Consider the following 14,895-nt stretch of genomic DNA (forward strand, 5'->3'; position numbering starts at 1 on the left):
TCACGCACCGGCGGCCAGGGGCCCGCGGGACCCGGAGTGTGCAGGGGGGACCCGATCCGCTCCGCGCCCGTTCGGCAGGGTGCTCCTGGGAAGGTCGACATGGCATGCCTCCAGGAGGGCTACGAGGTCGTCGAGGAGTTCCGCCGCGGTGGCTCCGTCGATGACGCGGTGGTCGAAGGTGAGCCCGACCCGCATCACCGGCGCTGCCGTCACGGCGCCGTCGCGCACGACGGGGCGGTCGGCGATCCGCCCGGTGGACAGGGTCACGGCCGTGCCGCCGTAGGAGTGGAAGGTGTCGGCCCGGCTGTGGCCGAGCGAGCTGACGGCGAAGGTGCCGAGCAGGGCGGAGCGCCGCACGGGACGGCTGACGGCCGTGCGGAAGAGCAGCCGTCCCAGGGGCGCGGGCAGACGCTGGAGGAGCTTGACCCCGTCGGCGCCGGGGACCTGGTCCGGGTCGGCGTCGCGGCAGCGGTCCACCCGCTCCTGAACGGCGTCCAGGTCGAGGGTGTCGATGTCCGGCAGGACCGTGGTGAGCACGACGCGGCGGCCGTCCATGCGCCGGTCGAGGGCGAGTTTGGCGTTGACCTCCCGGTACCGGGCCACCTTGGGCACGACCGTGCCGACGGCGGCGGCGTTGGCCTCGGGATGCGCGGCCATCGCCCTGGCACCGGCGCGCAGCAGGTAGCTGACGACCGAGTAGCGGCGGCCCCTCGCGGCGGCCTCGCCGCGGTGGCGCTGGATCTCGGTCATGTCGACGTCCGCGGCCAGGATCACGGGCGAGGCCGATCGGGACCATTCCAGGAAGTACCGGGTGTGCCGGCGCGCCTTGTCGGCGAGCACCTCGACCGCCCGGCCGTCGGGCCGCGTCATGACGTCACCCCCGCCCACCGGTGCTGACGATGAGCCGATGCCGCCGTGTTCAGGGTGCGCATGCGCCCGTCCTCCGCTTTCCCTGCCTGGACCCGGTCCGTTTGCCGCTGCCGCTGCTGCCGCTGCCCGTTGCTGCCGCTGTCGTTGCTGCCGCTGTCGCTGTTTCAGCCGTCGTTGTGCGCTGTCGCTGTTGCCGCGGGCCTCGATACCGCGGGCTTCGATACCGCCGGCTTCGTTGCCGCCGGTTTTCCGCCGTCTCATCCCGGCCCGCCCTCCACGGCCAGTGAGGCGGTGATCCACTTGCTGGACTCGATCGCCACCCCGAGGGCCCGATCGCCCGGCCCCAGGCGGGGCAGGAGCAGGGCCAGTTGGAGGAGGGGCAGCGCGTTGCCGTTGTTCCCCGTCCGCGAGACGCACGAGATCTCGGTGGCGGCGGTCAGCCCGGTCTCCTCGCGCAGCCGCCTGGTGATGGCCGCGGTCATCCGTCCGCCGAGTTGGGGCGGCAGCAGGAAGTCCACCTCGTCCGGGGCCCAGTCGAGCTCCTTGAGCAGCCCGGCCGCCGCCTCGCACGACATCCGCGGCACCCGTTCCTCGATCGCCTTGTAGTCCTCGGCGACACCGGCTCCGGCGGTGCCGATGTCGGCGGGGCCGAACCACTCGACGACCTGGCCGGGGGCCAGCCCCGCGCCCACCGTGCGGTGCGAGGCATGGGTGAGCACGGCGCTGCGGCCACCGGATTCGCCGCCGCGGCGAGCGGATTCGCCGCTGAGGACCACCGCCCCGGCGCCGTCGCCGAAGAGTGCGTAGTTGACGAGGGCGGCCGGTGGCAGACCCGCGAAGTCCCTTTGCAGCGCCAGGTGTTTGGTGCACACGTCGCCGCCCACGACCAGCACCGCCGCCGCCCGTGCGGACCGGCGGCGCGTCCGCGCGAGCAGCGCCGAGGCGACGTCCAGGGCCTGCACGGCGCCCGAGCAGCCGGACTGGATCTGCACGGCGGGCACACCGTCGATGCCGAGCCGGTCGGCGACCACGGCGGCGGTCGTCGGCATCAGCGTGTCCGGGGTGGCCGTCGCCAGCACCACCGCGTCGATGTCGCCGGGCCCCAGCCCCGCGCCGTCGAGCGCCTGCCGTCCGGCGGCCGTGCACAGGTCCGCGAGGGAGTACCGCACCCGGCCGTCGTCGAGGTCGACGGCGAAATGGCGGGTGCGGGTGCCGATGAACGCCTCGACCCACTGGGCGGAGATGCCGAGCCTGCGGCCGAGCCTGTCGTTGTCCACCGGCTCGCCGGGCAGCGAGGTGCCCGCGCCGATGACATGGACCCAGGTCACACCGCCACCGCCGCACTCCTGGACCGCAGGTACTCGGTCAGGCTCTCCACACTGGTCAGGGCGGCCAGCATGTCCGGCAGGGACAGTTCGCCGACTCCCGGCAGCCGCTCCTCGAGGCGGTGGCGCAGTTCCATGAGCATCACGGAGTCGAATCCCAGATCCTCGTAGAACCGGTCCTGGTCGGTGACGTCGTCGGTGCTGCGGCCGAGGACGGAGGCGACCGCCTCCTGGACGGCGCAGGCCATGTCGCCGGGGGCGCCGCCGTCCCCGCCCGGCCCGGACACGGGCTCGGCGGCTGTTCCCTCCATGCCGTGCGCCTCGTGGCCCCGGATCCCACGGGGCTGGATCTCGTAGGGGAAGCGGGAGGAGGTCGAGAACGTGTGCGGCGGCAGCCGGTGCGCGGTGCGCTCGCCGGGGGCGTACAGCTCCTCCCAGCGCGGGTCGAGACCTGCCCCGAAGAGGGCCGCGGCCAGCCGCGCGGGCTCGCGCCCGCCCCCGCCCACGACGTCGCACGCGGTCAGGCATGCCTCACGGGGCAGCGGCAGCACGCGATGGATCAACGGCGAGAGCGCCGGTCCCGGCCCCATCTCCAGGAGATGGGTGGGCCGTTGGCTCTCGTACAGGGCGCTCAGCGCCTTGGCGAACCGGACCGGCGAGGTGAGCTGGTCGGCCCAGTAGGCGCCGTCGAGGGCCCGCCCGGCCAGGTCGGCGCCGCGCACGGTCGAGTAGAACGGCAGGCGGGCGGTGCCCGTGCGGACGGAGGCCGCCACCGCCTCGAACGCCTCCCGGGCCGGGCGCGCCAGGGGCGAGTAGTGCGCGTGCTGCACCCGAAGCGGCTCGCACTCGACACCGTCGCCGCGCAGCCGTGCCGCGATGCGCTCCAGCGCCGCCAGGGAGCCCGAGAGCACCAGCGCCCGGGGCCCATTGACCGCGGCGACGGCCACCGAGGGCTCACGGGAGAGCGGATCCTCCATGTCACGGGCACGGCAGGGCACCGCGAGCATGCCGCCGCCAGAGGGCAGCGCCTGGAGCAGGGTGGCCCGCGCGGTGACCAGCCGGGCCGCGTCGTCGAGGGACAGGGCCCCGGCCGCGCAGGCGGCGGCGAACTCGCCGCAGCCGTGCCCGAGCACCGCCACCGGCCGCACCCCGAGGTCGCTCACCATGCCGGTCAGCGCGTACTGGAGGGCGAACAGGGCCGGTCCGGAGAACGCCGTCTGATGCATCCTCACATCCCGTTCCAGCAACAGCTCACGGGTGCCCGGCAGATAGGGCTCCAGTGCCTTGGCCACCTCGTCGAAGGCGGCCCGGTAGCCGGGGCTGGTCCGGTACAGATCGGCACCCATGAGGGGCCGCTGGGTGCCCTCACCGCTGAACACCAGCGCCACCGAGGGCTCGTCGTCGCTGCTGCCGAAGCTCGCCGAGTAGCCCAGCAGGTCCGTGGCGCGGGCTGCCTCACGCAGTTGCCGGGCGGCGTCGAGGGGCTCCTCGGCGGCGACGGCGAAGCGCTGTCGCAGGCCGGTGCGAACGGTGTTGCTGCTCCAGCAGGCCCGCCCGAACAGGGCCGGGGGCAGTTCCTCCAGCGCGTCGGCCTGCGCGAGCAGATTGCGGCGCAGCGCCTCGGGGTTGTCCGCGGTGAGCGTGAACACCTTGGCGGAGCTAGGCAGTTCGGGCCGCTGGTCGTCCGGGGCGCCCACCGCGGTGGAGAGCACGATGTGGGCGTTGCTGCCGCCCATGCCGAAGCTGGACACCCCGGCGTGGACGGGCCCGTCGGGCAGCCGCACGGCGGTGTCCACGAGGCGCAGGCCGCGCCGGGCGAGGTCGAGTCTTGGGCCGGGAGCGGTGCCGGGGCGGCTGCCAGGGGGCAGGACCCGGTGGTGCAGGGCGAGCACGGTCTTGATGAGCCCGGCCATGCCCGCGGCGCCCTCGGCGTGCCCGATGTTGGCCTTAACCGAGCCGATGGCGCACGGCTCCTCGCGGTCCTTGCCGTAGGTGTCGCCCAGCGCCCCCGCCTCGATGAGGTCACCGAGCTGGGTGCCGGTGCCGTGCGCCTCGACGAAGCCCACTTCGGTCAGGTCCACCCCGGCGCGGTGGCAGGCGGACTCGATGACGTCGCGCTGCGCGGGGCGGCTGGGCGCGGTCATCCCGTTGCTGCGGCCGTCCTGGTTGATCGCGCTGCCCCGGATCACGGCGTACGGCGTGGGGCCGTCGCCGGCGTCGGCGAGCCGCCTCAGGACCACGACACCGACGCCCTCGGCCCGGCCGATGCCGTCGGCGCCGGCGGCGAACGGCTTGCACCGCCCGTCCCCGGCGGCGAGCCCGGCCCGCTCGTAGATCCGGTCCAGGCCCTCGCCGACCAGGATGTTGACGCCCGCGACGACCGCGATGTCGCACTCCTCGAGCAGGAGGGCGGAGCAGGCCAGGTGCACGGCGACGAGCGAGGAGGAGCACGCGGTGTCCACGGTCAGGCTGGGGCCGCGCAGGTCGAGCTGGTAGGACAGCCGGTTGGCGAGCATGGCGTGCCCGGTCCCGGTGCCGGAGCGGGCGGTCAGGCTCCCCGGGTCGGCGAGGCGGGCGCCGCCCCACTCGTCGCCCATGGTCGCCACGTACACCCCGGTCCTGGCCCGGTCGCGGTCCCGGGCGCTGCGCCCGGCCAGGGACAGCGGGGGCAGACCGGCGTCCTCCAGGGCGCGCCAGGCGGCCTGGAGGAGCAGGCGCTGGCGCGGGTCGAGCCCCGCGGCCTCGGCGTCGTCGATGGCGAAGAAGCCGTGGTCGAAGGCGGCCTCGTCGTCGATGTACCCCGCGGGCCTGCCCCCGCGGCGGCCCGGCGCGGCACGCCCGCCCGCCTCTGCCGCGGCCATGAGGAGCCGCCAGAACGCGGGTGCGTCGGGCGCGCCGGGAAAGCGGCAGTCGAGTCCGACCACCGCCACCCCCTGCCGGGTCGTCACCGGGGCCCCCCGGGGGGTGCCTTGCGCAGCTCGTCGTGCAGGTGGCCGGCGAGGGCGTCGAGGGTGGAGTACTTGCGGGCGGCGGCGAGGTCCATCACGATGCCGAACTCGTCCTGGATGGCGCCGCGCAGTGTGAACGCGGCCATCGAGTCGAGCCCGTACTGCTCCAGTGGCACGCCGTTGCCTATCTCGGAGGAGGCCAGCTCCAGCCGCTCGGCGAGGCGCTCGGCGAGCCACTCGCGGATGGCGCTCTCGGTCGGCTCGGTGCCCGGGGTCGTCATGAGTGCTCCTTCGATCAACCGGCCAGCGGTGTGTCGTAGAGGTCGAAGCTGCGGGCGTCCCAGTAGCGCGCGAGGACTTCCTCGACGACGCGCTCCTCGACGTCCGGTGGGCGCCTGGGCACGGGCAGCCCCAGGCGCTTGCCGAGCCGGTGCAGGGCCGCGGTGACCCAGACCGGCTCGCCGATGAAGGGGTGGGCCGCGCCGGGGGAGGGCGCGGTGTGGTGCAGCCACACGCCCAGGCACGCGGCGGCGGCGAGCACCAGGGCGTACCGGTCGGCGAGGGCGTAGCTGTAGGGGCTGGCCAGGGCCGAGCGGTCCTTGGGATCGAGCCGGGAGCACTCCTCGCGCAGGCGCCGCAGTTCGGCGACGAAGGCGTCGGCGAGCTCGCTCAGCTGTTTGCCGCCGTGGCCGAGTCCCGGACGGATGCGCAGCACATGGGCGGACTCGATCAGTGACGCGGCGAGCGAGTCGGAGCCGGAGGCGAGGGCCAGCCGGTCGTAGTCGAGCGGCTCCAGGCTCTGCCGCGGGCGGAACAGCGCGGCGGGCACCGCCTGGTCGCGGAACCACGCCCGCCGTGCCAGGCGCGGCAGTTGGGGGATGATCGTGGCCTGGCAGGCGGCGGTTCCGGCGTGCCCGAGGCTGGTCACCGGAAGGTCGCGCACATGCTTCTGGAAGACCCCGAACTCTCCGCTGCGCACGTAGAAGCTCTCTCCGAGCACCGTGGACAGGTCGTAGGCGGTGTCGCCGAGGATCTTGGGCAGCAGGTATTTGCACGCGGCCGCGAGCACGCTGGTCTCACTCGGCGCCACATGCACGGCGCGGGTGGCGGCCAGGGCCAGGCTGTCGCAGATCAGCAGGTCGAGGAAGGCCCCCGCGAGGGTGGCCCTCGAGTGCGGGATGTCCAGGACGGTGCGCTGGTTGAGCTGCCGCTTGGTGGCGAAGCTGACCACGGTGCGCAGGCAGGTGTCGGCCTCGGCGAGCACCATCGAGGGCACGGCGCTGCGGGTGATCTGGAACGAGCGCAATGCCAGCTCCACCCCTTCGCCCTCGGATCCGACCATGGCGTCGGCGGGCACCGGGCACTCGTCGAAGTCCAGCCCGTCCATCCGGCAGCCGCGGATGCCCACCCCGGAGTAGCGGGGCAGGTAGGCGAGCCGGCCCGGCGGCAGGGCGGCCTTGTCGACGAGGAAGACGGAGTGGCTGCGGCTGCCGCGGCGGCGCAGTGTGCGGCTGAACAGCACCAGTGCCTCGGCGCGCTCGGCGTTGTTGATGACCTCCTTGCGGCCGTGCAGCACATAGCCGCCGCCGCGCCGCTCGGCGGAGAACTCGTTGCGCACCCAGTCGTTGCCGTGGGCGAGTTCCTGGTAGGCGACGGCGAGCCTGCCGCCGCCGAGGAGCAGGTCGGCGGTCCACCGGCGCTGCCGGGGTGTGCCGCCCGCCCAGACGGCGACGGCGGCGAGGAAGGAGGAGACGCCGTAGCCGATGCCGAGGGAGGCGTCGCGGCGGAAGACGGTGCGCAGCACCCTCGAGAGGGTGTCGACGCGGGTGAACCTGCCGCCGAGCTCGGCGGGGACGAACTCGGCGTTGAGGCCGACGTCCCGCAGCATGTCCTCGGCGGCCTCCAGCATCTCCCCGCGGGCGTCGGCCTCGAGCAGGGCGGCGTCGCCGAGCGGGTTGGCGGGCTCCCTGGGGTCGCCGAAGCGGGACTCCAGCAGGGCGATCCGGCGCTGGATCTCGCGTTCCTCGTGGTCCACGGGCTCGACCGGCCCGGCGGGGGGCTGCCCGCCGGGCCGGTCCTGCACCGGGGGCGCCCCGAGGGACTGGGGCGGGTTCAGCATGGCGCTCCTTCGGCCGTCCGGTGCGGCAGCAGCGAGAAGACCTCCCCGGCCCGGTACTGGATCAGCAGGCGCTGGGCCACCCGCTCGAACAGGGCGTCCTCACGCTCGGCGGCGCCCGGCTCGACCCGGACGACGGGGCCCAGCCGCGTCAGGATCCGGTGCAGGGCCGCCTCGATCCACAGCCCGTCCGGCAGGCGCCCGTGGGCCGGGCCGCTGTGCCGCCACACGCCCAGGCACGCGGAGGCGGCCAGGAGGAGGGTGAACCGCCGCGCGGTCTCGAATGTCTCGGGCGGGGTGCCGGTGACGGTGGACGGGGTGCGGGGCATCGACCGGTGGAGTTCGTCGGCCAGGGTCACGAGGCGGTCGGCGAGAGCGGCCGCCCCCGCCAGCTGCGCGTCCTCGCGCGCGGCCTCCTTCAGCGCCCGCGCGTGCCGGGGCAGGGAGCCGAGCACGGAGCTGCCGCGGCGCGAGACCAGGCTGAGCCGGTCCAGGCGCGCGGGCGGCACGGGTGCCTGGAGGTCGAACAGGTCCGCGGGGGGCTCACCGTCCCGCTCCACCGGGTGGTTGCGGGCCAGCGCCCGGAACTGGCCGATCAGGTTGTAGAGGTTGACCATGGTGTTGCCGTCGAAGACCCCGACGATGCGGTGGTCGCGCTCGACCTTCTCGAACAGCCCGTGCGCGCTGTGCTCGACGAGGTAGGAGCGCGGTCCGAGCAGCCCGCCCAGGCGGGTCACCACGTCGTCGACCACCGTGGGCACCAGGTACTTGACCGCCGACGAGGTCACACTCAGCTCGTCGGGTGCCAGGTGCACACTGCGGGCGGCCACGTGGGCCATCGCCTCCATGGCGAGCAGGTCGGCGCAGCTCTCGCCGATCACCCGCCGGGTCACCGCCTGGTCGTAGAGGCAGCGCGCGCCCCGGTCGCGCCGGGCTCCGCGCTCGCGGGTTCGGGTGCGGGTGCGGGTGCGGGTGATGGACAGGGCCAGGCGCAGGGCCTGGTCGGCGGCGCCCAGCGACAGCGCGGGGACCATGGTGCGGGTGATCTGGAGCGCCTTGAGGACGATCTCGGCGCCGGCGCCCTTGGGGCCGATCATGGCGGACCCGGGGACCACGGCGCCGTCGAACTCGATCCCGCTGATGTCCGCGCCGCGGATGCCGAGCGTGGGGACCTTGGGCAGATGCCGGTAGGTGCCCGGCTCCAGCGCCCGCTTGTCGGCGAGCACGAGGCTGAAGCCGCGCGGCCCTCCGTCGGGGTCGGTCCGCGCGAGCAGGCAGATGGCACGGCTGCGGGTGGCGTTGTTGATGAGGTACTTCTCCCCGTCGAGGCGGTAGCCGCCCGCGACGGGGAGGGCCGAGACCTCATTGGCCATCAGATCGCTGCCGTGGTAGCGCTCGGTCAGGCCCAGGGAGACGGCCTCGCCGGAGCTGACGATCCTGGCCAGCTCATGGGCGGTGCGCGGCTCGGCCGCCGTCCACGCGCACACCGCCCCGAGGAAGGTCTTGCCGTGCGCGACGGCCACGGTCAGATCGCGGCGGGCGACCGTGCGCATCAGGGCCAGCAGTTCCTGATAGCTGGCCAGTTCGCCCCCGTACTCGACGGGGATGTAGTGCCGGTGCAGCCCCCACAGGTTCAGCAGGGAGCAGGCGTCGGCCGGGAACTCCTCGGCGGAGTCGGCGGCGGCGCTGCGCGCGTGGGACAGGACCTCGTCGGGGTTCCCCGGGTTACCGAGGAAACGTTCCAGCAGCTCAGCCGGTCCCGGCGTCCGCTGCCCCCGGTCCATCACCCGTTCCCCGCGCAGCGCCCCGATCACTGCTGCTCCCCCGAATCCGACCGGTCCTGCGCGCCGCCGCGGCCGCGCCGCCCGGAGCTGCCCGCCTCGACCAAGCGGCGCATGTCCGGGGCGACCAGGGCGTGCAGGGGCTCGATCGCGCCACGCAGGAAGAGCTTGCGCATGGCCGAGCGCTGGACCTTGCCGCTCGTGGTGCGCCGCACGGTGCCCGGACGGACGAGGAGCACCCCGGCCACGGAGATCTCGAACTCCTTGGCCACCGTCTCGTACACCCGCGCCGCCAGCGCCGCGAGGTCGAGGTCGTAGGCGCCGCTGGTGCGGATCTCCTGGATCAGCACCGCCTGTTCCTTGTCCTCACCCACCGAGAAGGCGGTGCAGAAGCCGAACAGCGGGCTCACCTGCTGGGCCACCCGCTCGATGTCCTGGGGGTAGAGGTTTCGCCCGGCCACGATCATGATGTCCTTGAGCCGCCCGGTGACGTACAGCTCGCCGTCCACGACGGTGCCGAGGTCGCCGGTGCGCAGGAAGCCCGACTCGCCGTCGGAGGTCACCGAGGCGAAGGTCTCGCAGCTGTCCAGCGGGCGGTTCCAGTATCCGCGCGCGACGCTGTCCCCGCGCAGCCAGATCTCGCCCACGCGTCCCTCGGCGAGCTGCCTGCCGTTGTCCGGGTTGACGATCCGCAGGTCGAAGTCGCCGTGCACCCTGCCGGAGCTGACCAGTTCGCGGTACTCGCCGCGCTCGGGCCCGGCGGTGGCGGCGGCGGTGGCCGCCGGAACGGCGGACGCCGCGGAGTCGGCCTCGGTGACCCGGTGGTTCTCCAGCGCCTGCGCGTCCACCGTCAGCACCCTGGGCGCCACCCCGGGGGTGCTCCCGGTCACCAGCAGGGTGGCCTCGGCCAGCCCGTAGCAGGGCCACAGCGCCCCCGGGGTCAGGCCGACGGGCGCGAACCTGGCCGCGAACGACCGCAGGGTCTCGGCCCTCACCGGCTCCGCACCGTTGCAGGCGTTCTCCCAGCGGGAGAGGTCCAGCCCCTCCATCTGCTCTTCCGTGATGCGGCGCACGCACAGGTCGTAGGCGAAGTTGGGGCCGCCGCCGGAGGTGATGCCGTACTCCGTGATGGCCTGAAGCCAGCGCACCGGGTGCCGGACGAACAGCGCCGGGGGCATCAGGACGCCGGTGCCGCCGATGGACAGCGGGTGCAGCAGATGCCCGATCAGGCCCATGTCGTGGTGGAACGGCAGCCAGCTGCCCATCACGGTCTCGCCGTCGCTGCCCAGCGCCGAGGCGATGACCTTCTGATTGGCGATCAGGTTGCCGTGGGAGACCATCACGCCTTTCGGGTCGCTGGTCGATCCCGAGGTGTACTGGAGGAACGCGATGTCGCTCGGATCGAGGTCCGGAGCCTGCCAGGTGGACTCCGTGTCCTGGCTCAGCGCGTCGGTGGCCAGGCAGGGAACCCTCCCGTACCCGGCCTGGGCGAGCAGGAGCGAGACTCCGGGAGCGCCGTCGGTGTCCGTGAGCACCGAGTGCGCCGCCGTGTCCTTGACGATCCCGATCAGACGCTCGGTGTGGTGCTTGACGCCTCCGGGCGGCGGGGCGGGGACAGCCATCGCCCCCGCGTACAGGCACGCCAGAAAGCTCGTGGCGAACAGTCTCCCCGTGCTCTGAACGACGATTACCGGGTGGCCCGCCGCGCCGCGCTCCTGGAGCCAGCCGGCGAGCCTTCGCGCCTCGGCGTCGATCCGCGCGTAAGTCACGCGCTCCGCCGCCAGGCCGTTGTCCGCGCCGGTCAGGAGGACCAGCGCCTCTCGTTCGGGCCGTTCCGCTACATGTGCCCTCACGAGTTCGGTGAAGTTCCGGTACTCGGCCAAAGCCGCCCCCTAGTGAGATTCGATCACCACGACCGCGTACAAGTGCCGTCCTGCGGAAGCGGTGCACCTCGAGACTCCGCCTGTGACCTCAACATGAACTAGAGCGTGACTAAGTCATGGTCCGGTGCATATCCGCAGTTGAGCGGCCCTCCGCAATGGCTCCGCGCCCCCTCCGTGACCGCTCCGCGACCTTGTTCGCCGACCGTGTGTGTTTCGGATGCTCTGCGGGCCCTCCTCAGCTCCCGGAAGCCCACGAAACGGGCGTGCGCCCGCTCTCGCCGTCCTTCCAGCGAGCGACCCGGCGGCGGGCCCCCGGGCCCACCGGGGATCCCTCGCCGCCGCGCCCCGCCATGATCGCCAGCACCAGCGCGACCGCCGCGACCTCGGTGTCGTCCGGTTTCCCGCGCACCACCCGCAGCAGCGGACGGCCGTCCTCGCGTTCGCGCTCGTCGTCAGCCATGTCCGTCGCCCCGCTCACATCGGAGGGTTGCCGTGCTTGCGCGACGGCAGCGCCGCGTCCTTGTCGCGGAGCATCGCCAGTGACCGGATCAGGGTCTCGCGGGTTCTCGCCGGGTCGATGACGTCGTCCACCAGACCGCGCTCGGCGGCGTAGTACGGATGCATCAGTTCACTGCGGTACTCCTCGACGAGGCGAGTCCGCGTTTCGTCCGGATCGTCCGCGGCCGCTATCTCCCTGCGGAAGATCACATTCGCCGCGCCCTCGGCTCCCATGACCGCGACCTCGTTGGCCGGCCAGGCGAACGAGATGTCCGCGCCGATGGAGCGCGAGTCCATCACGATGTAGGCCCCGCCGTACGCCTTGCGCAGGATGAGCTGCACCCTGGGCACCGTGGCGTTGCAGTACGCGTAGAGCAGCTTGGCGCCGTGCCGGATGATGCCGCCGTGCTCCTGGTCGACACCGGGCAGGAAGCCGGGCACGTCCACCAGCGTCACCAGCGGGATGTTGAACGAGTCGCAGAACTGCACGAACCGCGCCGCCTTCTCCGACGCCTCGATGTCCAGCACCCCGGCGAGCGAGGCCGCCTGGTTGGCGATGATCCCCACCACATGCCCGTCGAGCCGGGACAGCGCGCAGATGACATTGGTCGCCCAGGCCGGGTGGATCTCGAAGAACTCGCCGTCGTCGACGACCTCCTCGATGACCTCGCGCATGTCGTACGAGCGCGAGGGGTCGGTCGGGACGATCTCCAGCAGCCGGTCGTTGCGCCGGTCCACCGGGTCGGCGGACGTGGCGGTCGGCGGGTGCTCGCGGTTGTTCGACGGCAGGAGCGAGAGCAGGTAGCGCACCTCCTCCAGGCACTCCTGCTCGTTGTCGTAGGCGAACGTGGCCACACCGGAGGTCGACGAGTGCACGTCCGCCCCGCCGAGCTCGTCCTGCGAGACCTTCTCACCGGTGACCGCCTGCACGACGTCGGGCCCGGTGATGAACATCTGCGAGGTGCCGCGCACCATGAAGACGAAGTCGGTCAGGGCGGGTGAGTAGGCGGCTCCTCCCGCGCAGGGGCCGAGCATCACGCTGATCTGCGGGACGACCCCGGAGGCCGCGGTGTTGCGCTGGAAGATGCCGCCGTACCCGGCGAGCGCGGTCACACCTTCCTGGATACGGGCGCCCGCGCCGTCGTTGAGGCTCACCAGCGGCGCCCCGGCGGCCCGGGCCAGGTCCATCACCTTGTGGATCTTCGCGGCGTGGGCCTCGCCGAGCGCGCCACCGAAGATCCGGAAGTCGTGCGCGTAGACGAAGACGGTACGGCCGTGGACCGTGCCCCAGCCGGTGATCACACCGTCGGTGTACGGCTTCTTCGCCTCGAGGCCGAAGCCGGTGGCGCGGTGCCGCCGCAGCGCCTCGATCTCGCTGAACGAGCCCTCGTCCAGCAGGAGTTCGATCCGCTCATGAGCGGTGAGCTTGCCCTTGGCGTGCTGTGCCTGCGTGGCCCGCTCGCTGGGCCCGCTGCGCGCCTGTCCGTGCTTGTCCGCCAGGTCCGCGACGGCCGAGCTCATGTCGGGCCGTACCGCGGCGGAACGTGCCGGTGGGCGCTCTCGCGTCTCGGCGGTCTCGGCGCGGGCTTCTTCGACGATGGTCATCCAGACCTCCACTCGGGCCGCTGTTTGCGGCGTTGACCGTAGGAAGATCCACTCGCGCTCAACTCAAGCTGCCGGGTGGTGCGGATCGCATGCCTTCGCGGTGGACGGACCGCCCGGAACAGCGGTCGCTCCCGCCCCGCCCGTCGCCGCACCGGCCACCGACGGGGGCGCGAGACCGCAGGTCGGCGGGGCGAGTTCGGCCCGGCGCAGGATGGCCTGCTCCAGCCGCCGGATCGATGGACCCGGCTCGGCCCCCGTTCCCGCCGGAGGTGGGCCCGACGGGCGGGCTCCCCGCAGGGCCCGCGCCAGGAAGTCGGCGCAAACGGCGCAAAAGGCACAGACGGCGGAGACTGCGGAGACGGGACGCAGCAGCATCGCCGCCGGCAGCGTCGTCGGCTTGGAGGGACGCGGCACGACGACCTCGTCCCCCTCGGTGACACTCACCGGGCCGAGTACCAGGAAACGCGCGCGCACACCCCACTCCCCCGGATTCGCACGGCCGTCGCGGGGCAGCAGAGCCGAGCCGACCGGATTCCGGCTCGAGTCGGGCGTGCGCCCGCCCGGGACCGGCTCCGCTCAGGCCCCCGCCTCCATGGCCAGACGCTCGTGCAGCGACCGCGCCAGCACGTACGACAGGCGGGCCTCTTCGCGCATGGGCACGTTCAGCCGGTTGTTGGTCATCCGCAGATAGGGGGCGAGCAGCAGCTCGAGGGCGGTGGCCGGATCCGCCGGCTTCCCCTCCCGCTCCTCGCGGGCGGGATCCCAGGAGGTGAAGACCAGATCGCCGCGGGCCGCGAGGTCGAAGGCCCGCTCGCGCAGTTCCGAGCAGTGCTCGGCCCACGAGCGCAGGAATCCCGGCAGGCTGCCGCTGCCCGACTCCTCCAACGCGCGGCGGATCTGGGTGAAGCGCCGGGGGATGTCCACGGCCAGCAGGTCGTAGACCCGGTCGTGGCCCAGGTCCTGGGGCTGGCCGACCACGGCGAACGTGCGGCGCCAGAAGTCGTGGTAGCGCTGGAAGAAGTCGGCGACGGCCTCGTCGTCGCGCAGGAACGCGGTGGTCATCACCATCATCAGCTGCGCGGACAGGCCCATCAGGACCGTGCGGCTGCGCGGGTCGACGTTCCGGCACACCTCGAGGGTCAGCTCGCTGGAGTGCCGGAAGTGCCACTCGGCGAGCTCGACGCCCGCGGGGCCGCCGTACCTGGCGTACTCCGGCTCGTAGGGCTCGAAGCCGTAGGTGTTGTTCCGCCGCAGCCGCAGCGTGCCGTCCGGCTCCAGCAACCGCTCGCGCTGGGCGGCGGAGTAGTCCAGCTGGAACACGGTCTCGTAGAAGTCGACCAGGAATTCCGGCTTGACCTCGTAGAGCGTGGGCCTGCCTTCGAGGAACGCCGCCACGGCCGTCTCCGCCCGCGCGCGCACCTTGGCGGTGTCCGCCTCGGTACGGGGCTTGAGCCGCAGCCGCACATGCGGGCCCTCGAGCCAGTAGTGGACGAAGTAGTACGTGCTCAGCAGGCCGTCCGTCACCAGCCCGCTGACGAGTGGATCGATGCACTGGGTAAGCAGCGGACGCGGATTCGCCGCATAAAAGATGTGGATCGCCTGCCATTCGCCGGGCCGTTGTCCCAGTGCGCTCATGCCAGTTCACCTACTCCGACCGCCGTGCCTTCCCGCAGCGCGGTTTAGGGAAAACTGACAGCATTCACAAGAAATTCGCTTGAGCCCGTCCGCGCTGGTCACTGGCGTGGACCAGAAGCCTGCGGAGGCACCGGAGGCGATCGGTGTCACGATGGGCGCGGCGCCTGCCGATCGCTCGTCCGCTCGCCCGTTCGCCGACACGTGCGGCGTATCCGCCAAGTGGCGGATACCTTC

The 14,895-nt window shown here is 72.9% G+C and carries 11 protein-coding genes; all 11 read right to left on the reverse strand.

Annotated features, from left to right (window positions below; translation table 11 throughout):
• Positions 1-870, reverse strand: coding sequence for a 2-oxo acid dehydrogenase subunit E2 (locus IEY86_RS15510; RefSeq protein ID WP_189132268.1), 870 nt, complete (start codon positions 868-870; stop codon positions 1-3).
• A gap of 257 nt (positions 871-1,127) precedes the next feature.
• On the reverse strand, positions 1,128-2,198 hold the full coding sequence (locus tag IEY86_RS15515) for a 3-oxoacyl-ACP synthase III family protein (protein ID WP_189132269.1): 1,071 nt from the start codon (positions 2,196-2,198) through the stop codon (positions 1,128-1,130).
• Positions 2,195-5,143 (reverse strand): type I polyketide synthase, encoded by a 2,949-nt coding sequence (locus IEY86_RS15520; protein ID WP_229698452.1) that lies wholly within the window; start codon positions 5,141-5,143, stop codon positions 2,195-2,197. The genes IEY86_RS15515 and IEY86_RS15520 overlap by 4 nt, the downstream gene beginning before the upstream one ends.
• Entirely contained in the window at positions 5,140-5,424 is a 285-nt protein-coding gene (locus IEY86_RS15525) for an acyl carrier protein (RefSeq protein ID WP_189132270.1), read from the reverse strand. Before IEY86_RS15525 ends, IEY86_RS15520 begins: the two co-directional genes overlap by 4 nt.
• 14 nt (positions 5,425-5,438) lie before the next feature.
• Complete coding sequence (locus IEY86_RS15530; protein ID WP_189132271.1) at positions 5,439-7,262, reverse strand: acyl-CoA dehydrogenase family protein; 1,824 nt, start codon at positions 7,260-7,262, stop codon at positions 5,439-5,441.
• Positions 7,256-9,073, reverse strand: a complete 1,818-nt coding sequence (locus IEY86_RS15535) for an acyl-CoA dehydrogenase family protein (protein WP_229698453.1) — start codon at positions 9,071-9,073, stop codon at positions 7,256-7,258. The genes IEY86_RS15530 and IEY86_RS15535 overlap by 7 nt, the downstream gene beginning before the upstream one ends.
• Positions 9,070-10,923 carry a fatty acyl-AMP ligase gene (locus IEY86_RS15540; RefSeq protein ID WP_189132272.1) on the reverse strand — a complete coding sequence of 618 codons (1,854 nt, stop codon included), beginning with the start codon at positions 10,921-10,923 and terminating at the stop codon, positions 9,070-9,072. The genes IEY86_RS15535 and IEY86_RS15540 overlap by 4 nt, the downstream gene beginning before the upstream one ends.
• Positions 10,924-11,158: 235 nt before the next feature.
• Complete coding sequence (locus tag IEY86_RS15545; protein WP_189132273.1) at positions 11,159-11,383, reverse strand: acyl-CoA carboxylase subunit epsilon; 225 nt, start codon at positions 11,381-11,383, stop codon at positions 11,159-11,161.
• A 14-nt stretch (positions 11,384-11,397) separates the two neighbouring features.
• Complete coding sequence (locus tag IEY86_RS15550; protein WP_189132274.1) at positions 11,398-13,026, reverse strand: acyl-CoA carboxylase subunit beta; 1,629 nt, start codon at positions 13,024-13,026, stop codon at positions 11,398-11,400.
• A gap of 63 nt (positions 13,027-13,089) precedes the next feature.
• On the reverse strand, positions 13,090-13,500 hold the full coding sequence (locus IEY86_RS15555) for a hypothetical protein (RefSeq protein WP_189132275.1): 411 nt from the start codon (positions 13,498-13,500) through the stop codon (positions 13,090-13,092).
• A gap of 102 nt (positions 13,501-13,602) precedes the next feature.
• Positions 13,603-14,661 (reverse strand): lantibiotic dehydratase C-terminal domain-containing protein, encoded by a 1,059-nt coding sequence (locus IEY86_RS15560; protein ID WP_189132276.1) that lies wholly within the window; start codon positions 14,659-14,661, stop codon positions 13,603-13,605.
• Positions 14,662-14,895 lie beyond the last annotated feature (234 nt).

Source organism: Wenjunlia tyrosinilytica (assembly GCF_014646055.1).
GTDB classification, from domain to species: Bacteria; Actinomycetota; Actinomycetes; order Streptomycetales; family Streptomycetaceae; genus Wenjunlia; species Wenjunlia tyrosinilytica.

Bases quoted from the DNA above. Each gene is read 5' to 3' on its own strand.
- IEY86_RS15510 (WP_189132268.1), bottom strand. From the start codon at position 870: ATGACGCGGCCCGACGGCCGGGCGGTCGAGGTGCTCGCCGACAAGGCG.
- IEY86_RS15525 (WP_189132270.1), bottom strand. From the start codon at position 5,424: ATGACGACCCCGGGCACCGAGCCGACCGAGAGCGCCATCCGCGAGTGG.
- IEY86_RS15530 (WP_189132271.1), bottom strand. From the start codon at position 7,262: ATGCTGAACCCGCCCCAGTCCCTCGGGGCGCCCCCGGTGCAGGACCGG.
- IEY86_RS15545 (WP_189132273.1), bottom strand. From the start codon at position 11,383: ATGGCTGACGACGAGCGCGAACGCGAGGACGGCCGTCCGCTGCTGCGG.
- IEY86_RS15550 (WP_189132274.1), bottom strand. From the start codon at position 13,026: ATGACCATCGTCGAAGAAGCCCGCGCCGAGACCGCCGAGACGCGAGAG.
- IEY86_RS15560 (WP_189132276.1), bottom strand. From the start codon at position 14,661: ATGAGCGCACTGGGACAACGGCCCGGCGAATGGCAGGCGATCCACATC.